This window comes from Pantoea sp. EKM20T, assembly GCF_011800485.1.
Classification (GTDB): Bacteria; Pseudomonadota; Gammaproteobacteria; order Enterobacterales; family Enterobacteriaceae; genus Pantoea; species Pantoea agglomerans.
The window spans coordinates 562,073-582,231 of the sequence record NZ_JAALFW010000001.1; the positions used below are offsets into that span (position 1 = coordinate 562,073).

Annotated in this window: 20 protein-coding genes; 7 read left to right on the top strand and 13 right to left on the bottom strand. The window is 57.3% G+C overall.

Annotated elements, in window-relative coordinates:
• Positions 1 to 298: 298 nt before the first annotated feature.
• Complete coding sequence (locus tag HFD94_RS02735) at positions 299 to 1,015, top strand: DUF2076 domain-containing protein (protein ID WP_010671175.1); 717 nt, start codon at positions 299 to 301, stop codon at positions 1,013 to 1,015.
• 2 nt (positions 1,016 to 1,017) lie between these two features.
• Here HFD94_RS02735 and HFD94_RS02740 read toward each other — a convergent pair whose 3' ends face one another.
• The gene (locus HFD94_RS02740) at positions 1,018 to 1,467 is read right to left on the bottom strand and encodes a YaiI/YqxD family protein (RefSeq protein ID WP_010255266.1); all 450 of its coding nucleotides are present in this window, start codon (positions 1,465 to 1,467) and stop codon (positions 1,018 to 1,020) included.
• A 168-nt stretch (positions 1,468 to 1,635) separates the two neighbouring features.
• Between HFD94_RS02740 and proC the strand changes: the two genes are divergently transcribed.
• Entirely contained in the window at positions 1,636 to 2,448 is an 813-nt protein-coding gene (proC, locus tag HFD94_RS02745; RefSeq protein WP_031590347.1) for a pyrroline-5-carboxylate reductase, read from the top strand.
• A gap of 61 nt (positions 2,449 to 2,509) precedes the next feature.
• Here the strand turns inward: proC and HFD94_RS02750 are convergent, their stop codons facing one another.
• From HFD94_RS02750 to iraP, 3 genes are all read right to left on the bottom strand, one after another.
• Positions 2,510 to 4,036 carry an FAD-dependent oxidoreductase gene (locus HFD94_RS02750; RefSeq protein WP_122889153.1) on the bottom strand — a complete coding sequence of 509 codons (1,527 nt, stop codon included), beginning with the start codon at positions 4,034 to 4,036 and terminating at the stop codon, positions 2,510 to 2,512.
• Positions 4,037 to 4,241: 205 nt separating this feature from the next.
• Complete coding sequence (locus tag HFD94_RS02755) at positions 4,242 to 4,544, bottom strand: PsiF family protein (RefSeq protein ID WP_122889154.1); 303 nt, start codon at positions 4,542 to 4,544, stop codon at positions 4,242 to 4,244.
• 115 nt (positions 4,545 to 4,659) lie between these two features.
• The gene (iraP, locus tag HFD94_RS02760; protein ID WP_010255252.1) at positions 4,660 to 4,911 is read right to left on the bottom strand and encodes an anti-adapter protein IraP; all 252 of its coding nucleotides are present in this window, start codon (positions 4,909 to 4,911) and stop codon (positions 4,660 to 4,662) included.
• A 601-nt stretch (positions 4,912 to 5,512) separates the two neighbouring features.
• Here iraP and HFD94_RS02765 point away from each other — a divergent pair.
• Complete coding sequence (locus HFD94_RS02765; protein ID WP_167432739.1) at positions 5,513 to 8,650, top strand: beta-galactosidase; 3,138 nt, start codon at positions 5,513 to 5,515, stop codon at positions 8,648 to 8,650.
• Here HFD94_RS02765 and HFD94_RS02770 read toward each other — a convergent pair.
• Positions 8,532 to 9,806, bottom strand: coding sequence for a multidrug efflux MFS transporter (locus HFD94_RS02770; protein WP_122889156.1), 1,275 nt, complete (start codon positions 9,804 to 9,806; stop codon positions 8,532 to 8,534). The two genes, HFD94_RS02765 and HFD94_RS02770, sit on opposite strands and share 119 nt — an antisense overlap.
• Before the next feature lie 434 nt (positions 9,807 to 10,240).
• Between HFD94_RS02770 and HFD94_RS02775 the strand changes: the two genes are divergently transcribed.
• Positions 10,241 to 10,492 (top strand): biofilm development regulator YmgB/AriR family protein, encoded by a 252-nt coding sequence (locus HFD94_RS02775; RefSeq protein WP_010255246.1) that lies wholly within the window; start codon positions 10,241 to 10,243, stop codon positions 10,490 to 10,492.
• Between the two features lie 9 nt (positions 10,493 to 10,501).
• On the opposite strand, the gene HFD94_RS02780 is transcribed toward HFD94_RS02775, so the two are convergent.
• The 3 genes from HFD94_RS02780 to HFD94_RS02790 form a co-directional block, all read right to left on the bottom strand.
• Positions 10,502 to 10,822 carry a hypothetical protein gene (locus HFD94_RS02780; protein ID WP_010255244.1) on the bottom strand — a complete coding sequence of 107 codons (321 nt, stop codon included), beginning with the start codon at positions 10,820 to 10,822 and terminating at the stop codon, positions 10,502 to 10,504.
• A gap of 155 nt (positions 10,823 to 10,977) precedes the next feature.
• Positions 10,978 to 11,274, bottom strand: a complete 297-nt coding sequence (locus tag HFD94_RS02785) for an I78 family peptidase inhibitor (RefSeq protein WP_122889157.1) — start codon at positions 11,272 to 11,274, stop codon at positions 10,978 to 10,980.
• Positions 11,275 to 11,546: 272 nt separating this feature from the next.
• Positions 11,547 to 14,150: an EAL domain-containing protein gene (locus tag HFD94_RS02790; RefSeq protein WP_033785408.1), complete on the bottom strand. Its 2,604-nt coding sequence runs from the start codon at positions 14,148 to 14,150 to the stop codon at positions 11,547 to 11,549.
• 213 nt (positions 14,151 to 14,363) lie between these two features.
• On the opposite strand from HFD94_RS02790, the gene HFD94_RS02795 reads away from it, so the two are divergent.
• From HFD94_RS02795 to HFD94_RS02805, 3 genes are all read left to right on the top strand, one after another.
• Entirely contained in the window at positions 14,364 to 15,014 is a 651-nt protein-coding gene (locus HFD94_RS02795) for a CPBP family intramembrane glutamic endopeptidase (RefSeq protein WP_010255238.1), read from the top strand.
• Between the two features lie 172 nt (positions 15,015 to 15,186).
• Positions 15,187 to 15,357 carry a hypothetical protein gene (locus HFD94_RS02800; protein ID WP_003850083.1) on the top strand — a complete coding sequence of 57 codons (171 nt, stop codon included), beginning with the start codon at positions 15,187 to 15,189 and terminating at the stop codon, positions 15,355 to 15,357.
• A 99-nt stretch (positions 15,358 to 15,456) separates the two neighbouring features.
• Positions 15,457 to 15,687 carry a hypothetical protein gene (locus tag HFD94_RS02805; RefSeq protein WP_029519422.1) on the top strand — a complete coding sequence of 77 codons (231 nt, stop codon included), beginning with the start codon at positions 15,457 to 15,459 and terminating at the stop codon, positions 15,685 to 15,687.
• A gap of 115 nt (positions 15,688 to 15,802) precedes the next feature.
• Here the strand turns inward: HFD94_RS02805 and yniD are convergent, their stop codons facing one another.
• From yniD to lldP, 5 genes are all read right to left on the bottom strand, one after another.
• Positions 15,803 to 15,910, bottom strand: coding sequence for a small membrane protein YniD (yniD, locus tag HFD94_RS23150; protein WP_022625163.1), 108 nt, complete (start codon positions 15,908 to 15,910; stop codon positions 15,803 to 15,805).
• 121 nt (positions 15,911 to 16,031) lie between these two features.
• Positions 16,032 to 16,460, bottom strand: a complete 429-nt coding sequence (locus HFD94_RS02810; protein WP_022625164.1) for an OsmC family protein — start codon at positions 16,458 to 16,460, stop codon at positions 16,032 to 16,034.
• Between the two features lie 58 nt (positions 16,461 to 16,518).
• Complete coding sequence (gene lldD / locus HFD94_RS02815; protein ID WP_022625165.1) at positions 16,519 to 17,706, bottom strand: FMN-dependent L-lactate dehydrogenase LldD; 1,188 nt, start codon at positions 17,704 to 17,706, stop codon at positions 16,519 to 16,521.
• On the bottom strand, positions 17,706 to 18,479 hold the full coding sequence (lldR, locus tag HFD94_RS02820; RefSeq protein WP_010255231.1) for a transcriptional regulator LldR: 774 nt from the start codon (positions 18,477 to 18,479) through the stop codon (positions 17,706 to 17,708). Before lldR ends, lldD begins: the two co-directional genes overlap by 1 nt.
• A complete protein-coding gene (lldP, locus tag HFD94_RS02825) occupies positions 18,476 to 20,131 on the bottom strand; it encodes an L-lactate permease (protein WP_010255230.1) in 1,656 nt (551 codons plus the stop codon). The genes lldR and lldP overlap by 4 nt, the downstream gene beginning before the upstream one ends.
• Positions 20,132 to 20,159: the final 28 nt, after the last annotated feature.

Sequence of the window (20,159 nt, forward strand, 5' to 3'; positions counted from 1 at the left end):
CTGACCGCGCGATGCGGCTGCATGGTGAGCTTATTAATGCGACGCATAATAACTGGAAATTATTATGGCCTCTACCTGTCAGGCACGATTTACGCATTTTCGTCCCCTGAACAGCGACAATCTTTGTGTTTTCAAGGGGAAATGCATGCACGTTTTGTGCATCAGGGCCGTAACAGAGCGATAAAAACTCCGCAAAAGAGCGGCTAAAATGCGTCGGCAATATTTGCTTACTGCCCCGATTTTACTTTTCACGCTGGCGCCCACATATACTGGTAACAATCGCCACAGGAGAGTCATCATGCAACGCGAAGAACAACAACTGATCGAAGGGCTGTTCAGCCGTCTGAAACAGGCTGAAAGCCAGACCGTGGCACGCGATGCCGCTGCCGAACAACTGATCAACCAGCATCTGCAGGCGCAGCCGGGCGCGCCTTACTACATGGCACAGGCGATCCTGATTCAGGAAGCGGCGCTGAAAAAACTCAATGAGAAAGTATCGGCGCTGGAAAGCCAGCTGGCCCAGCAACAGCAGCAGCAACCTGCACAGAGCAGCGGCGGCTTTCTGTCCGGGCTGTTTGGCAGCGGTTCGCGTCAGCAGCCGCCTGTGCAGCAGCAACAGCAATCGTCACCGTGGAACAGTGCGCCACAGCAACCGGCTCAGCCGCAATATGCGCCTGCACAAGCGCCTGCACCACGCGGCACCGGTTTCCTCGGCGGCGCACTGCAGACAGCTGTGGGTGTGGCGGGCGGTGTGGTGATGGCCGATATGCTGACCAGCATGTTCCACCATTCACAGCCGGAAGAGATTGTGAACATCATCAATGAGCCACCCCTGCCCGATGTGAATGACAATCTCAACACCTTCAACGGTGGCGATGACAATGCCGATACCTTTAACGGCGGTAACGACAACGCCTTCCTCGACCAGAATACGGGCTGGGACAGCAATTATGCCGACAACAGCGATCTCAATGATTTTGGCGGCAACGATTACGACGACGACAGCTTCGTTTAACTTCAGCGTTTCTGCTGGGTGAGCCAGCTATCCAGCTCATTTGCAAACTGCTGGCGGTCACGCGGACTCATCGCCGCGGGGCCGCCGGTCTGCACGCCGCTTGACCGCAGGGTATCCATAAAATCCCGCATCGTCAGGCGTTCACGTATCGTCGCCGGTGAGTAACGCTCGCCGCGCGGATTCAGCGCCGCCGCACCCTTCTCAATCACCTCTGCTGCCAGCGGGATATCGGCGGTGATCACCAGATCGCCTGGCTGACAACGTCTGACGATCTCATTGTCCGCCACATCAAATCCGGCAGGCACCTGCAGGGTGCGCAGATACGGTGAGGGCGGCACACGCAGAAACTGGTTCGCCACAAAAGTGATGGTAGTTGCGGTGCGGTCGGCTGCGCGGTAGAGCACCTCTTTGATTACATTCGGACAGGCATCGGCATCGACCCAGATAAACATCATGATTCCTTACAGTCAGAGAAGAGTAAGATCTTGCCGGGTTCCCCCTAAATGGCAAATTTTATTTGCGGCGTGCTTTCCAGCCTGCGCCCGGCTGACTTGTTATTCAGGCTGGCTGAAGTAAGCTAGCTCACTGAGAAAAACGAATAATGTCCTAAGGAGATGGCGATGCTGGCAAAGAAAATCGGGTTTATCGGCGGGGGAAATATGGCGAAAGCCATTATCGGCGGACTGGTCAACAGCGGCAAAATCGCCCCGTCTGATATCTTCGTTTACGATCGCAAAGCAGAGACCAACCAGGCGATGGCAGAGCAGTATGGCATTAACGCAGCGGAGAGCGCTGAAGCGCTGGCGCGTGAAGTAGACATCCTGTTCGGCGCGGTCAAACCCAATGTCATTCTGAAAGTCTTAAAAGAGCTGACAGGCAGCCTGAAAAAAGAGGCGCTGGTGGTGTCGATTGCGGCTGGGGTGACGCTCGATTCGCTCTCATCGGTGCTGGGTTACGATCGTAAAATTGTCCGTGCGATGCCGAATACACCCTCGCTGGTCAGCGAAGGCATGACCTCAGTCACGCCCAACGTGCTGGTTGAGCAGGCGGAAATCGACGAGGTGGTGGCGATTTTTGAAAGCTTCGGCAAAGCGGCCGTGGTGGATGAATATCTGATTCACTCCGTGGTCGGCGTCAGCGGTTCTGCGCCGGCCTACGTGTTTATGTTTATCGAAGCGATGGCCGATGCGGCCGTACTGGGCGGCATGCCACGCGCTCAGGCCTATCAGTTTGCTGCACAGGCGGTGAAAGGGGCGGCGCAGATGGTGCTGACCACAGGTAAACATCCGGCTGAACTCAAAGATATGGTCTGCTCCCCAGGCGGCACCACCATTGAAGCGGTGAAAGTGCTGGAAGAGAAAGGCATGCGCTCGGCGGTGATGGAAGCGATGCTGCAGTGCATGGCGAAGTCAGAGAAACTGAGCCGCAGCTAACAGAGTGAGTGTTGTTGCGCAAGGCGGCCCGCCACGCTGGCTGGCCCGCCTTGCTACCGGCTTAACTGATGTGCGCCTGACAGAGCGCCACCGCGTCGGCAAACGTCATCGGCTGCTGCATCCGCTCCACCAGCTCAGCGGTCAGCGTATACATGCCGCATGAGCAGATTGCCGCCAGCCTCCCCTGCTGGCCATAAAACGCCATAAACTTTTTATCCTCCAGCGAGCCGAGCAGCTGGAATGAATCCCATTCTTTGGCATGGCCCAGATACTCATAACGGGTGCCATACTGCGTAGTCCAGAAGAACGGCACACGATCAAACGCGACGGTCTGGTCCAGCATATTCCATGCGGCGGTTTGTCCCTGCTGATGCGCGACGCGATAGTGTTCAATGCGCAGCGGCCCCTGCGCCGACGGATACGTGGCGATATCTCCCGCCACCCAGATATTGTCAGCGACCCGCAACTGCTCATCCGCCTGCAGGCTGCCATCCTCTGCCAGCGGGAGATCGTGGATAAAGTCGGTAGCCGGTTCGACCCCGGTGGCAAACAGCACCACCGTCGCGTCCAGCAACCGTCCGCCCTTGAGCTGCACGCCACTCACCCGCTGGTCGCCCTGTAAGGCTTCGATCTCGCCCTGCACCCACTTCACGCCGTTCTGCTCATGCAGCTGATAGAAATAGCGGCCAATCTGATCGCCAAACTGTTTAGCAAAGGGCAACGCCTGTCGGGCGATTACCGTCACGTCAATTTCACGATTACGCAGCGCCGACGCCAGTTCGGTGCCGATAAAACTGTTGCCGATAATCACGATTTTATGGCTGGCATCCACCGACTGAAGCAGCTCATCTGTCTGCGCTTTGCTGCGCAGCAGATGAACCCCATCGAGATCGCTGCCCGGCAAATCGGGGCGGACTGGCGTCGCGCCGCTGGCGATCAGCAGTTTGTCGAAAGGGAGCGTCTCGCCATCCTCGAAAATCAGCCGTTGCTGCTGGGCATCCAGGCGGCTCACGGTAGCCTGAAGCCGTTCAACGTGGTCCATCACATCCGCTTTCAGCAGCTGCGGCACCTCGCTGATATCCATTTTGCCCGACGGCACAAATTTGGTCAGCGCGGTGCGGTCGTAAGGCGCATCCGCTTCCCGTTCAACCAGAATCACGCGGCCTTTGAAGCCTTCATGGCGCAGACGCCACAGCGCCGCGCTGCCCGCTGCCCCACCACCGAGCACCACATAGACCGGTGCGGCTGCCCCACTGCCAATCGGCGCCGCGGGCGACATCGCTTTCGGATTCACCAGCACCCGGCCCTCTTCAATGCGCAGCGGATACTGTTTGAGATCGGCTAACGCCAGCGGTTCACACATTTTTCCACTGGCCAGATTAAACGCGGCTTTGTGCCACGGACAGACCAGCCGATCGCCACAAATCGCGCCCTGCTCCAGCGGCGCGCCTGCGTGCGGGCATTTCGCCTGATAAGCACGTACGTTGTCGCCTTCGCGGATCAGCAACACTTCCACCTCGCCGAGCGTTTTTTTAACCGGCTGGCGCTGGGGCAGATCGTTCAGGTCGACGGTAAATTGATAGTTCACGACATGGCTCCTTTAACGGTTCTTGTCTTGTGCTGCGCGGCAAAACAGAGTGCTGCGCAAATCCCCACAAACATTAAGTGTGGCAAAAGAACCGGGAAGCCTGGCGATGAATGCTTATCAGAAGGTTAACATGCTGTTATAGAATGGAATTTAATCAGCATTGCGCGGGAAGGAGAAGCGGCCACCTGCGTGGCCGTGGGGATAATCAGCTTTTTTTCAGGCACTGGCTCATAAAGGTTTTACGCGCACCGCCCGCCAGTTTTTTATCACCAGCTTCGCCGTTACAGCTTTTCATTTTCATCTGCTGCGGTGACATCTGCGACAGCTTGCTGTCCTTTTTCAGGCATTCACTCATAAAGGTTTTGCGCGCATCCCCTTTAAGATCCTGTGATTTAGCATGCTGGTTACACATCGTCATCTTCTCCTGCTGCGGGGTCTTTTCCGCCGCACCGGCCAGTCCACTGACCAGCAGGCCCGCCATCATCATCGCCATTAAACCGACTTTCATCTTGTTATCTCCACAGTGGATTGTCCTTTGTTATTCTGGCAGCGAATAAGCAAAGCGGAAAATGTTTCAGGTCAAAGTGATGTGAAGATCCCATTCCAGTCTGGCACTGGGATTGTTACTGACGAGGATGGCGGAGTAACTTTTCGATGTAATTGCGCAGCAGTTGCGCATTTTCATCTCCGGCATCGGCCACATTGTCTATTGCGGTTTCAATACTGGTGGTTATAGCCAGATGTTGTTGCGGCTCCAGCTTGCGAACCAGTGCGGTAACAACAATCTCCAGCGCTTCGATTTGCGCCATCTGCTCTTTGGCTGTCGCCTCTTTTTCAGCCAGCTTTACCAGCAATTCAGCAATCAGATTTTTCATGCTGTTATCTCAGCGGTGGAGAAAAGCTGAAATTATCACCACGCTGGCTAAAAAAACAGAGGGTAACCGCTACTTTTTTCAGTGAGTTAGCCCGCATTCCTCACCGTCTGCTCAGACGATTCCGGCTAACCTTGCGAGCGAAACGTTTTCCCTGCAATCAACGCTATGGTTAAACGTTTCGCACGCCCGAAATCGGTCTTTTGCTTAGCGAGGATCGACAAATCCGCGGCCTGGTCCGCCGCCGTGTCCGCCCCAGCCACCGCCACCGCCGCCTGGAGGCGGGAAAATACATCCGCTTAATGCAGTAACCAATGCCACAACGGCAGCCAGCTTAAAGATTCGTACCATATCTACCTCAGGGTGATGAAATCGGGCTGAGTGTATGGAGCCACCTGCATGGCGACAAGTGAGATTCTTCCGCATCCGGCGACTATTCATCTTTGCTGACCAGGCTTAACGATTTACCACCATTAAGGCGGCACAATCTCAACATCCCGGCTGGATTACAGCACAAATTATTTGTGCAAATCGGGAGGGTGAACACTTTACAGGCGGCGTAATTTTGCGCATTGTGAGCGCATTACATTTACAGGATATAAACATGACTCTCTCTCAGGCTGCTTTCAGTGACATCCTCTCCCGGCGCGACTGGGAAAATCCGGTCGTGACCTCGCTGCATCGGCTGGATGCGCACCCGCCATTCGCCAGTTGGCGAGATGAAGCAGCCGCGCGGGATGACAGCCCCTCGGCGTCACTGCAGAGCCTCAACGGAGAGTGGGGTTTCCGTTATTTTACGCAGCCTGAAGCGGTCCCGGCCAGCTGGTTACTGCAGGATCTGCCGGACACTACGACCCTTCCGGTTCCGGCCAACTGGCAGATGCACAGCTTCGATGCCCCCATTTATACCAACGTGCAGTATCCGATTCCGGTCAATCCTCCGCTGGTACCCACAGAGAATCCAACCGGATGTTACTCGCTCACATTCAGCACTGACGCAGCCTGGCTGGATAATGGGCAGACACGCATCATTTTTGACGGCGTAAACTCGGCCTTTCACCTGTGGTGCAACGGACACTGGATTGGCTACTCTCAGGACAGTCGTCTGCCCGCTGAATTCGACCTGACGCCTTATCTGCGGCCGGGCAAAAACCGGCTGGCAGTAATGGTGCTGCGCTGGAGCGACGGCAGTTATCTGGAAGATCAGGATATGTGGCGAATGAGCGGTATTTTCCGTGACGTCACGTTATTGCATAAACCGCAGGTGCATCTGGCCGATGTTCAGCTGGAAACCCGGCTCAGCCCGGAGTTTTACCGTGCCGAATTGCGTGCCCGGGTCCGTGTTGCTCTGCCAGCTGACGTCAGCTCGCGCTATCAGCTGCGCCTGACGCTGTGGCAGGGTGACCAGCAGATTGCTCAGTGTCAGCAGCCGCTGGGCAGTGCCATTATTGACGAGCGGGGTCACTATCCCGAACGCGCCCTGCTCAGCCTGCCGGTGGAACAGCCTGCGCTGTGGAGTGCCGAAACACCCCACCTCTATCGCGCCACGCTGGCGCTGCTGGATGAGAATCAGCAGCTGATCGAGGTGGAAGCCTATGATGTCGGCTTCCGTCAGGTCACCATCGACAACGGACTGCTCTGTCTGAACGGCAAGCCGCTGCTGATCCGCGGCACCAACCGTCATGAACATCATCCGGAGCGCGGTCAGGTGGTGGATGAGGCGACGATGCGCCGCGACATTGAGCTGATGAAGCAGCACAATTTTAATGCGGTGCGCTGTTCGCACTACCCTAATCATCCGCTCTGGTACCGGTTATGCGATCAGTATGGGCTTTATGTGGTGGATGAGGCCAATATCGAAACCCACGGCATGCAGCCGATGAACCGGCTCTCCGATGATCCCCGCTGGTTCGCCGCCTATAGCGAACGCGTGACGCGCATGGTGCAGCGCGATCGTAATCACTGCAGCATTATTATCTGGTCGCTGGGCAATGAGTCAGGACATGGTGCCACGCACGATGCGCTCTACCGCTGGGTAAAAAGCAGCGATCCAACGCGTCCGGTTCAGTATGAAGGCGGCGGTGCGGATACCGCTGCTACCGATATCATCTGCCCGATGTATGCCAGGGTTGATGAAGATCAGCCCTTCCCGGCGGTGCCGAAATGGTCGCTGAAAAAGTGGATCGGTCTGCCGGGTGAGACGCGTCCGCTGATCCTGTGTGAGTACGCGCATGCCATGGGCAACAGCTTTGGCGGTTTTGCTAAGTACTGGCAGGCCTTCCGCCAGTTCCCGCGTCTGCAGGGCGGCTTCGTCTGGGACTGGGTTGATCAGAGCCTGACCCGCTATGACGATCAGGGCGAACCCTGGCAGGCCTACGGCGGCGATTTTGGCGATAAACCCAACGATCGTCAGTTCTGTATGAACGGGCTGGTATTTGCCGATCGCACGCCGCATCCGGCGCTTTATGAGGCGCAGTGCGCCCAGCAGTTCTGGCAATTTGTCGTCGATCCCGGCGATCCGCTGAGCTTTACGGTCAGCAGCGACTATCTGTTCCGCCACAGTGACAACGAAGTGCTGCGCTGGCGCATCGAACAGGCGGGTCATGTGGTGACGGAAGGAGAAGTGCCGCTGGATATGGCTCCACAGGGCCAGCAGCGGATCACGCTGCCGTCACCGCCAGCATTACAGGGCGAATGCTGGCTGAACGTCGCGGTTCATCAGATTCAACCGACCCAATGGAGCGCCGCTGGCTGGCGTGTCGCCTGGCACCAGTGGGCGCTGCCCTCATCGCTGGCGCTGCCATCAAAGCCGGAGAGCGGCCACGCACCGGGCCTGCACGATGATACCCGTGAGATTGTCATCACCCATCAGCAGCAACGCTGGCATTTTTCACGCCACAGCGGCGAACTGACGCAGTGGTTTGTGGATGAACAGCCCACGCTGCTTTCACCGCTTCAGGACTGCTTTATTCGCGCGCCGCTCGACAATGACATCGGCACCAGCGAAGCGGAACGCGTTGATCCCAATGCCTGGGTTGAGCGCTGGAAAGCGGCGGGTTATGACCAGATGAGCAGCCAGTTGGTGTCGATGACGGCGAATGCGTTGCCACAGGCGGTGCAGATTGAAACGCTGCACAGCTGGCTCGCCCATGGCCAGATCGCCTTTATCAGCCGTAAACGTTATCTGATCAATGCGCAGGGTGAGTTGCAGTTGCAGCTTTCCGTTGAGCAGTCGCGTGGATTGCCCCCGCCCGCCCGTATCGGATTACGCTGTGAGCTGACGCAGATACCACAACAGGTGAGCTGGCTCGGCCTGGGTCCGCATGAAAACTATCCCGATCGCCAGCTGGCCGCGCAGTTTTCCCGCTGGGAGCTGCCGCTGGATCAGCTCTCAACGCCTTATGTTTTCCCGGGTGAGAACGGTCTGCGCTGCGGCACCCGTCAGCTCGACAGCGGCAGCTGGCAGGTCAGCGGCGATTTCGCTTTCTCACTGAGCCGTTTCAGCCTGGAGCAGTTGCGGGAGGCATCACACCGCCACCATCTGCGTCCGGAAGCGGGCTGCTGGCTGCATCTGGATGCCTGCCACATGGGTGTCGGCGGCGATGACTCCTGGAGCCCCAGCGTCAGTCCTGAGTTTTTACTGACTCAGCAGCGCTGGCAGGCTGAACTGACGATTTGTCAGCCGACGCGGGCAGCGCTGTCTTCGGACGCCGGTAAAAGCGCTTCAGAAACAGTACGTTAATCAGCACGACCACGGCGGTGGCAAAAAAGACCCAGCGGAAACCGGCCACCGCCGACACCGCGGCGCCCAGCAGCGGACCCGCGACATTGCCGAGATACATAAAGGACTGGTTATAGCCGAAGATCCGGCCGGTGATGTTGTCACGCGAGTGACGCACCAGCAGCGTCTGCACCGCGGGCATCATCGCGCCATCGGCAAAGCCCAGCAGAAAACGTAATACCCCCAGCTGTGTCGTGCTGGTGACAAACGACATGGCGATAAACAGCAGCAGCGAGATGACCATCGTTGCCAGCAGGATACGCTGCGTGCCGATGCGATCGCCGAGTCGTCCCAGACGAGGCGCGGCCAGCAGTGCAGAGACGCCAGGCAGCGCGGCAATGACCCCGCTAAGAAAAGCGATATTCTCAGCGGTGGGTGCCAGTTCCCGCACAAAGAGCGTCAGGATCGGGTTCACCGATCCGTTGCACATCTGAATCACCATGGTGGTGAAAAAGAGGCAGAGCATCAGTTTTGGATTATCCAGCGAGCTGAAAACCTCGCGTCCGCTGAGCTTCTCCTTTTTACTCACCGGGGTGTAACCGGTCTCCTTGATCAGGAACAGCGTCACCAGAAAGCTGACCATCAGCAGCGCTGCGGTGACAATAAACACCGTACGCAAACCGACCCAGTCTGCCAGCAGCCCGCCCAGCATCGGCCCCAGAATCACCCCGCCAATCTGACCGGTTGAGACACAGCTCAGCGCCCAGCCGCTGCGTTCACGCGGCACCTGAGCGGCCACCAGCGCCATGGCGTTGGGAATATATCCGGAGGTCAGCCCCATCAGGGCACGCAGCAGCAGCAACTGCCAGGCTTCGGTGACAAAAGCCTGTAGCAGAATTACCACGCCCATGCCAAAAGCGGCGCGCAGCAGCATCAGCTTACGGCCTTTACGATCGGCAAGACTGCCCCACAGCGGGGCTACGGCCGCCGAAACCACAAAGGTGATACTGAAGGTTAGACCCGACCAGAGGCTCAGTGATTCGCCACCGGTTATGCCAAGCTGCTCAAGGTAGAGCGGCAGAAACGGGATAATCTGGCTGATGGCCAGGCCGGTAAAAAAACAGCCAAACCAGACCGAGATCAGGTTTATCTTCCAGGGTTCTATAGTGCGTGGCATGAGCAGATATTTTAAAGAGAGGGAATGTTCAGTCTAACGCGGCTATTCTCAGCGTGACCGACAAAACATGGCACAAATGGCAAAAGACCGGTTTCCTCTTTGATTCAGCGCAATCACCGGCGCAAATTTTCCAGCCCACCGGGTTTTTAGCGCGAAGCACGCGGGCGATGGTCTGGCCAGACCCGATCTCCCTCAATCCGGCCCGTCAATATAGAAAAATATGTCATTCTGTTACTGACAACTCTTCACCCCGCTTCTATGTTTAAAAAACCGCCAGCCGCGGCGGTATAGCAATCTTTTTAATCGGCGCGACATCCTCCGCAAAAAACGGTGCAGACCGTCCGGCTACGCTGAGGCGAACCAGCTTATTTCATGGTTATACGCCCTTATGCTCAGGTGTAAGGGAGGGAGTCTTGTTTTAGCGGAGGTGGGTAATGAGAGTACAACCTGACAGCGCCAGCCGTGCTATCAGCGACTATTTTAACAGCCCGGACTGGCGAATACCGCCTGAGTCCGATCTGCTGGCGGTGATTCTGCGTGAAATAATGGAAGCGGGAGAACCCGCCACCAATAAAGCCCTTATTGCGCGGGTTATCGATAAACTGGAAGTAGAGGGCGACGAGACGCAGTTGCAGCGTTATCGCACCCTGCTGGCGCAGTTGATCGACACGCAGCCGGAGGCGTAAACCCACCACCTACTTCACCCAGCGCAATTTATCCGCTTCGCTGATGCTGGCTCGTCCGCTGCTGCGCTGAAACAGGCACAGCTCCCGTCCACGCTTATTTTTCATCTGCGGCTGGGGATAACGTCCCTCCAGCAACAGTGCGCTGTAGCCCGTATTGTCGTCATACTCGATCGCCTCGCCCAGCACCTTTACTTTGCTCAGATGACTGGCGTTAATGCAGGCCTGCACCATCACCTGACGGCTCTTTTGCCAGGCCTCTTCACTGGAAGCCTGCGCCAGTGTGCTGCTGAGTAACAATGCGGGCAGAAGTGCCCCGATTATGCGTTTCATCTTCTCTGCTCCTGTTACGGCCCGAAGCCGCTAAAAAAATTCCCGCCGGGGCGGGAATAAACAAGACGAGCACTATCTATTGTGTGACGAGGAAGTTTCTTAAACGCGCTGCTATCCTCGCCTGCCGTTATGACAAACCTATGACATCTTTGCCGTTAACCACAATAAACTGAGCTGATATTGCCATTTTTGTCAGCCAGGAAGTTCAGCCGGTTAAGGTTGAAGTCCATGGTGACGGCAGAATTATAGGGGATGGCGCGTACCTTCTGTTCGAAGTGCTGACCCTGCAGCGCGGTTAACGGTTTACCGACATAATTCTGATACTGAGAGGCACCGCAGCGGTCAGCTTCGGGATCCTGTGCCACACTGGCGGTATCGGGCTTAGAGGCAGATTGACAGGCGGTTAATGCAAACAGCCCCATTACCAGCAGCCCTTTTCCATAAAATTTCACGTTTATTCTCCTGTTGGACGTGTAAAACCCTGCCCCAAGAGTAGCAAAGCGCACCTGCTGACCTGAACCCCTAAAAAGTAAAGTTGTTACAGCAGCATTAAACGGGTCGCGGCACAGGTCATTTTTTAAGATTAATCGCACTCATTGCCTAAAAAAAGCACAGCGGACCACTACAATATTAAGAATAGTCTTAGCCCTGAGGAGGTCATGATGGAACTGATTATTTTTGTCGTCTGCGCAATGCTGATGACCGCCGTGGCGGTTAAAGTCCGTTAAACGGGTTCAGCCTGGTTCTGCGCGGTTCTTTCCAGAAGCGTACTGAATGCAGCCAGCGGCATCGGTCGACCGAGGAAGTAGCCTTGCCCCTCTTCGCACGAGAGCTGTTTTAGCTGGTTCAGTTGCGCTTCTGTCTCAATCCCCTCAGCCGTAATTGTCAGGGCAAAGGCGCGTGCCAGCGCAATAATCCCCGCGACCACCGATTGTGCCTGCTGCGACTCCGGGAAATCTTTCATCCAGGAGCGATCGATCTTCAGCCCATTAAACGGGAAGGTCTTCAGGTAGCCCAGGGCCGCATAGCCGGTGCCGAAATCATCAACGGTTAACCTTACCCCGAGTGACCGTAAACCCTGCATCACCTCCAGCGCATGCTGCGGATGTTCAAAGGTCACGTTCTCCGTGATCTCCAGCTCCAGCCGGGTAGCCGGCAGGCCACTTTTCGCCAGCACATCTGCAACCCGCTGCACTAAATCGCTGGTGCGGAACTCCATGGGCGAAATATTAACCGAAACATAGCGATCGCCCCCCCATCCCAGCGCATCCTCACACGCCCGCATCAACACCCAGTCGCTGATAGTGGCGATGAGACCGCTCTCTTCCGCCAGCGGAATAAAGTGATCGGGGGTAATCCACTCATCCGGCGCAATCTGCCAGCGAATCAGCGCCTCAGCACCCGCCAGCTGACCCGTCAGCAGTTGATAGCGGGGCTGGTAGTGCAGGCGAAATTCATTGTTCTTCAGCGCTTTCTCAATCCGCCGCGCCATTTCACGCTTATCCTCACGCTGACTGGCCATCTCATTGGCATACCAGACCCACTGATTGCGTCCCGCTTCGCGCGCTTCATTCAGCGCGATATCAGCCATTTGCAGCAGCGCTTCCGGATGGCTGGCATCCTGCGGTACACAGGCAATCCCCATGCTGACGGTGAGATAGTGGACATGCTGGCCGGTGCTGATGGGCTGCTGAACCTCGTGCACCAGCTGTGCGCAACGCTGATCGACCCGCTCACGGTTCGTTTCACGCAATACCAGCACAAACTCATCGCCACTCAGCCGCGCCACCAGCTCCTGCGGGCCGATACAGCGCTTCAGACGCTGCGCTATCTGGCTCAGCACTTCATCGCCCGCCGCATGGCCCCAGGTTTCATTAATCGGCCTGAACTGATCGAGATCGAGGGTAATCAGCGTCAGCGGCGCAGCGCCATCAGGCAGCTCAAGGTGTAGCGTCAGAAACTCCTGCAGCTGCACGCGGTTCGACAGGCCGGTTAAGACGTCGTGACGCGACAAAAAATGAATGCGCGCCTCGGCTTCCATGCTCTGAGTGATGTCCGATACCGTGCCGCGAAACCCGATACGTCGCGCCTCATGCCAGATTGTTTTCGCGACCAGCTGGCCGATACGGCGGTTGCCGTGCGCCGACATAAACTGACAGCGCAGTGGCATCCGTTGCCCCTCCTCCTCCTGACGCTGCAGCCAGGCGACCAGCGAATGGCTGGGATGCGTCAGCAGGTGATCGATGTGACGGCCCAGCCAGTGTGTAATATCGTGGCCGGTCACGGTTTGAAAGCGCGCTGAGAGGTAGATGAGGCGGCCCTCTTCATCCGTTTCCCAGATCCAGTCTGACGCTGCCTCAGCGAGATCGCGAAACCGCGCTTCGCTGTTGGCCAGCTCCTGCTGACTGATCGCCAGCAGGGCAAAGCGCCGGTCAGAAAGAATCGCATTAGAGAGCGCATGGCGGCTGACGCGATGGGTGATTATGCCAATGATGATCGCCATGAGCATCAGCAGTGGTAACAGAAACCAGACCAGGCCCATGCCAGGCATCTTTGGAGTCCAGCGCAGCACAATCAGATCGCCACCGGGTAACGGTTGCACCATCCGCGGTTCACGCAGGGCATCCCCTGCACTGACGGGCAGGCGCAGTTCGCGCACATCCAGCGTGGCGCCCAGCGCCTGTAATTTGGCAGGGGTGAACAGATTCACAAACACCATGACTGACGCTGGCCCCGCTATCGGCGGCATATTCGTCAGTTTGCCGCTGCCGATGGGGGCGGCAACCACAATGGCGGGCAGATGATTAATCAGCGCATCACGGGTTATCGCCGCGTCGTTGCGCTGACGTGCCGCCGCAATCAGCGCTGGAGCCTCTTTTCCCAGCCAGGCTTCCAGCGGCGTATCCACCAGCTGCCCATTAATGACGCTGTACGTGGTGTGACCGTTGCCGTCGACCACGAATACGCCCTCATAGTGATACTCTTCGTAGAGGCCCGGACCAAAGTTCTCTTCGTCATAAGCCCAGACTTTGTTGACCCTGACATGGAGATTGCGCCAGGCTTCGCCCCAGAACGCATAATCCCGGATATCCGTGACCATCGCCTCCTGACGATTTTTCCACGCCTGCTGCATCAGCAACTGGTCATGCTCAACCGATACGCTGTTTTGCCGCTGCGCAATCGTCAGCACCATCAGCATCGAGAGCACCAGCACGCCAAACAGCAGCAGCGAAAGCGTGCGCAGGCTGCGCCGCGTAAAGCGGACAGTGCGGTCTTCAGCGGCATGACTGAATGGAGGCGAGGGTGGCGCCGGAGGGTTAGAAGTCATTAAGAGTGCTCACTACACAGTCAGAGTTTGAGATGACGGGCCTGCAATACAACATGCAGTGCTGACCAGATTAGTTTCCTCAGTTATCGGCTCGCGCGCGCGGGTGTTTAGTCTGCGGTTAACATTTTGCGCTTAAATATTGTGTTACAGGCTGACTCGACAGCGATCTGGTGCATTGCTACTATGCGCTAACCTTCGCTGGCAGAGTCGCCTATGAATACCAATTCCGACAGAGTGACACTGACGCTGTTCTACGTCGGCAGCTTTGTGGTCTATTACCTGGTTACCATGCTGATCACGCTGTTCCCTAATTACAGCGTGCTGCGTAATGACGGCCTGCTGGTGCCGGTGCTCTGCCTGTTTGAATTTGCTGTTATCTATCCGCTTTACCGCTTTTACTGCCAGCGCCGCACCGACCTGCCGCTGGGTGAACTCTGCACGCTGCAAACTCTGCTGTTTACTGGCGCGCTATTTGTTCTGATGGCCGCACAGATGCAATTCATGCAGCCGGAAGGATGGCTGGTGATGCAGGCCCAACAGGGACGCAATTCGCTGCTAATTCTGCTGCTCACCGCCGTGCTGCTCGCACCGGTGTTTGAAGAGGTGCTGTTCCGCGGTTTTCTGTTGCAGGGCTTTCTGCTGTGGGCGCCACGGAGCCGCTTTGCCTGTATGCTGCTGACCTCACTGCTGTTTGCGGTGATGCATACGCAGTATGTGCACTGGCAGACCCTTATCGCCCTGACGCTGTTTTCGCTACTGCTCTGTTACGCCCGGCTGCGGAGTAACAGTCTGGCGCTGCCCATCTTCCTGCACACGCTGAATAACCTGATTGCGCTGCTGCCCGCCTGGTATTTCGCAGGCTAGCGCCAGGCCCGCCCCTTCTGACACACCTTACAGGCCGCCGCATCACACCCTGGCTGGCGGACCATAGCTCACACTGACAATGCCGCCCCGGCACGTTTGTCTATACTGGATGTTAAAAAGGGATAAAAAGCACCACAGTCCGGACCACCAGACCGTGTAAAGGAGAGGATCTATGTTGATAGGATTTGTGTTGTTAGTGAGCGCATGCGGCTACGATGCCTGCGAGGCGCTGCCGGTATCAGAGCGCATCTATCCGACGAAGGTCGACTGTGAAACGATGGCGAACCGCATTCATAAAGTCAGACCGAATGTGGTACTGCTGTGCGGCGAAGTACATCGCTAATTCAGGGCCAGGTTCAATAAAGCAGGGCTGTAACGTTGCAAGCTGACGCTTTAGCGTACAAAATATAAGCTGTTGTTAACCATTATCGTTGTGAATCCCATGAAAACATCACGCCCCCGTCGTCCTGGTGGACGCTGGGTTTACTATCTTTTGTATGATGGCATTCTGTGGCCCTGCCCCGTCCGTTGGGAGTGGGAGAGCAGCTATGGCGGCTGGCTGCCATTTTACTACACGCCAACCTTTGAGTTTGTGGTAGGCGATCCGCGCAAGGCTTATCGCATTGCGCGCAGCGATGTGCGGGCTAAAAGGCGCGAGGATGCCTTTGTCTGAGCGCGTTTATCGCCACGGCAGCCATGAGGCAGTAAGCAGATAGTGAACCGCTTCCAGCACAATAATCACCATTAATAATATGCCCAGCGTGTGGCGGCCAATCCCCTTCATCTGTTCAGGCCCAGATCATGGCAGCCCAGCGAATCAGCAGCAGCGCGCCACAGATGCACAACAGAACCAGCACCATCTTCCAGTACTTTTTGGCTGCCCGGTATCTCGTCACCTCAGTTTCCTCTGGTCAGAAAGCGAAGATGCGCCAGAAGGCGCATCTGTTCCGGTCAGCAACAGGACCGGTGAGGCATAGCATAACGCCCGTGCCGCCAAAAGGCGACCCGTTACCGGCATCAGTTGTTCAGGGTGTAATCCAGCGTAATTTCCGCGTTCAGTACCTGAGAAACCGGGCAGCCCGCTTTGGCTTTATTGATGATCTCGTCGAAGGTCGACTCATCAATGCCTGGCAGAGAGATGGTGCTGGTCAGTGCCACTTTGGTGATGGCAAAGCCATCGCCTTTTTTGTCCAGCGACACGTCGGCCGTGGTATCAATGCTTTCCGGTGGATGACCTGCGTTGCCCAGCATCAGCGACAGCGCCATAGAGAAACAGGCTGCATGCGCTGCACCAATCAGTTCTTCCGGGTTGGTGCCTTTGCCGCCTTCAAAACGGGTGTTAAAGCCATAAGGCTGCTGGCTCAGCACGCCGCTCTCGGTGCTGACGGTGCCTTTGCCTTTGATATCGCCTTCCCAATGCGCCGAACCTTTCTTATGAATAGTCATGTCGTTCCTCCTGTTGGTAAAGAAGCTAAGTATAGACAATACATTCATTTTCGCAGGCTCAACTCACCGCGCGGGGACGTGGCGGTGTGCTCTGCGGTGCCAGTAACGCTTCCGCCTGCACCAGCGAATCGCGGGTAATTTCACCGATCGACTTCGCGCCGGTGAGGGTCATGGCAACGCGCATCTCTTTTTCAATCAGCGTCAGCAGGTTTTCTACGCCGCGCTGACCGTGGGTTGCCAGCGCATAGATAAATGCCCGTCCCAGCAGCACGCTGTCTGCCCCCAGCGCAATCATCCGCACCACATCCAGCCCGTTGCGAATGCCACTGTCCGCCAGAATGGCGATGTCACCTTTTACCGCATCGGCAATGGCCGGTAGCGCACGCGCCGAGGAGAGCACGCCATCCAGCTGGCGTCCGCCGTGATTAGAGACCACGATGCCATCGGCGCCAAAGCGCACCGCATCACGCGCATCTTCCGGATCGAGAATGCCCTTGATGACCATCGGTCCATCCCAGAACTCGCGGATCCACTCCAGATCGCGCCACGAGATAGAGGGATCGAAATTATTCGCCAGCCAGCCGATGTAATCTTCCAGCCCGGTAGGCTTGCCCAGATACGTGGAGATATTCCCCAGATCGTGGGGACGCCCCTGCAGACCCACATCCAGCGCCCACTGTGGATGGGTGACCGCCTGCCAGTAACGACGCAGCGCCGCGTGATTGCCGCTCATCCCGGAGTGCGCATCGCGATAGCGCGCGCCCGGCGTGGGCATATCCACGGTAAACACCAGCGTGGAGCAACCGGCGGCTTTGGCGCGCTCCAGCGCATTGCGCATAAAGCCGCGGTCACGCAGCACATAGAGCTGGAACCACATGGGACGCTTAATCTGCGGGGCCACCTCTTCAATCGGGCAGACCGAGACGGTCGACAGGGTAAACGGAATGCCTTTCAGGTCTGCCGCGCGCGCCGCCTGTACTTCACCCCGGCGGGCATACATGCCGCACAGGCCGACCGGTGCCAGCGCAACCGGCATCGACAGGGTTTCATTGAACAGTTTGGTTTCAAGACTCAGTTCCGACATATTTTTAAGAATGCGCTGGCGCAGCGCCACATCCGAGAGATCCTCTACGTTGCGACGCAGGGTGTGCTCGGCATAGGCACCGCCATCAAGATAGTGAAACAGGAACGGCGGCAGGATACGTTGCGCGGCCGCGCGATAGTCACTGGCAGCGGAGATAATCATCAGTCAGATTCCTTTGGGTTGCGTGTGTCGTTATCCGGTAAGCGGGTGATGCGCGCCTGACGCGCTTCATCTTCATGCAGGCTTTTCATGGTGGTGTGCACGAATCCCAGATGCTGCATCGCCGCCTGGCGCGCAGCGTCGGCATCGCCAGTGAGGATCGCATCGAGCAGCGCCTGATGCTGTTCAGTCAGGCGGGCGAAAATCGCGGGCTGGGTATACATGCGCTGACGGCTCTGCATCACCGACGATTGCAGCAGCTCAAAAAAACCACGCATGGTCTGCAACAGCACTACGTTGTGCGACGCCTCAGCAATCGCCAGATGGAAGCGCACATCCGCCTGGGCGGCGAGATCGGGATCGTCACTCTCTTTCAGCTTCAGGGTGGCGTCGAAAGCGTACTGCAGCTTCTCTTTGTCGGCGTCGGTGGCGCGCAGTGCGGCGTGCCAGGCGGTGCTGGCCTCGATGGCATGGCGCGCTTCCAGAATGTCGTAGCGGTAGTCGGGATCGTCGCGCAGTAGCTGGCGAATCGGCTCGACGATGCGCTGTTCCGACCAGGGCGCCAGCTGCTGACGGATCCAGGTGCCGCCGCCGCGTCGGCTAATCAGCATGCCGTTGCTGATCAACTGTTGTATGGCTTCACGCAGCGAGGAGCGCGAGACGCCAAGCTCCGCAGAGAGCTGCCGCTCGGCGGGCAGGCGCATGCCCGGCTCGAGCTGATGTTCGGTGATATAGGCCCGCAGGCGCGTCACCAGCGGATCGGCATTGCTGCTCATGGGATCATCCAGGGGAAGACGTAGGCCTGAAGCGTGGTTATCACACCGACCATACAGGTGAAAATCAGGCTGTGTTTAACGGTAAACCGGAACAGGTCGGACTCTTTACCCACCAGCCCGACCGCCGCACAGGCGATAGCGATCGACTGCGGCGAGATCATCTTACCGGTCACGCCACCGGTGGTGTTGGCCGCCACCAGCAGAATATCGGAGACGCCAATCTGCTGCGCGGTAGTGGCCTGTAAAGCAGCAAACAGCGCATTCGATGAGGTGTCTGATCCGGTCAGGAAGACGCCCAGCCAGCCCAGGAACGGTGAAAAGAAGGTAAAAGCGTGGCCGGTGTGCGCCAGCGCCAGTGCCAGCGTCGCAGACAGCCCGGAGTAATTCGAGATAAAGGCAAAGGCCAGTACCATCCCGATAGAGTAGATCGGCAGCGCCAGCTCTTTCAGCGTTTCACCAAAAGTCTGCAATGCCGCCTTTGGCTTCATGCGCAGGAAAATCATCGCCATGATCGCCGCAATTAAAATGGCGGTGCCGGTGGCGGACACCAGATCCAGCTTAAAGATGGCCGGATAGGGGGTTGCAGTGCCGACCACGGGCGGCATCCGCGCCACCAGTTCATTCAGCATCGGAACCGGCATAGCCAGCACCCACTCATAGAGCGCACCGCCTTTGGCGAACAGCGCTTTAAACGGCGGGATACTCCAGAGCGTGACGGTGGCGGTGAGAAACAGGAACGGCATCCAGGCGCGGATCACCTGCCCCAGCCGATACTTCTGCGGTGGCAGCAACGGATCGCCCTGTTTCGCCTCTGCATCCGCAAAGCGGAAGATGCGAACCGGCTTCCAGACCCGCAGGAACAGCGTCAGCGAAATCAGCGAGGCGAGCGACGAGATAATATCGGGCAGCTCCGGCCCCAGGAAGTTGGAGCTGAGGAACTGGGCAATGGCAAACGATCCCCCTGCCACGACCACCGCTGGCCAGGTCTCTTTCACCCCGCGCCAGCCATCCATGATCGCCATAATCCAGAACAGCACAATCAGGGTCAGCAGCGGCAGCTGGCGTCCGGCCATCTGGCCGATGGCAAAACTATCCAGCCCGGTCACCTGCCCCGCCACAATAATCGGGATGCCCATCGCGCCAAAGGCCACCGGCGCGGTGTTCACAATCAGGCAGAGCCCGGCGGCGTAGAGCGGATTAAAGCCGAGTCCCACCAGCAGCGCGGCGGTAATCGCCACCGGCGCACCAAAGCCCGCAGCCCCTTCCAGAAACGCTCCGAACGAGAAGCCGACAATCAGCATCTGCAGACGCTGATCGGGAGTAATCGACAGGATAGAGGCGCGGATAATGTCGAACTGGCCGGTTTTGACTGAGATCTTGTAGACGAACACCGCGGCGACAATAATCCAGGCAATCGGCCACAAGCCATAGAGAAAGCCATACACCACGGCGGCCAGCGCCTGTGCAACCGGCATCTGATAGAGAAACAGCGCCACCAGCAGCGCCAGCACCACGGTGGTGGTGGCCGCCAGGTAGCCTTTCATTTTCAGCTTAATCAGCGCAAAGAAGAAAAAGAGAATCGGGATCAGTGCGATCAGGCTTGAAAGCCAGATATTACCCAGCGGATCGTAGTTTTGTTGCCAGATCTGCATGCCAGTATCTCCAGAGGAAAAGGTGACG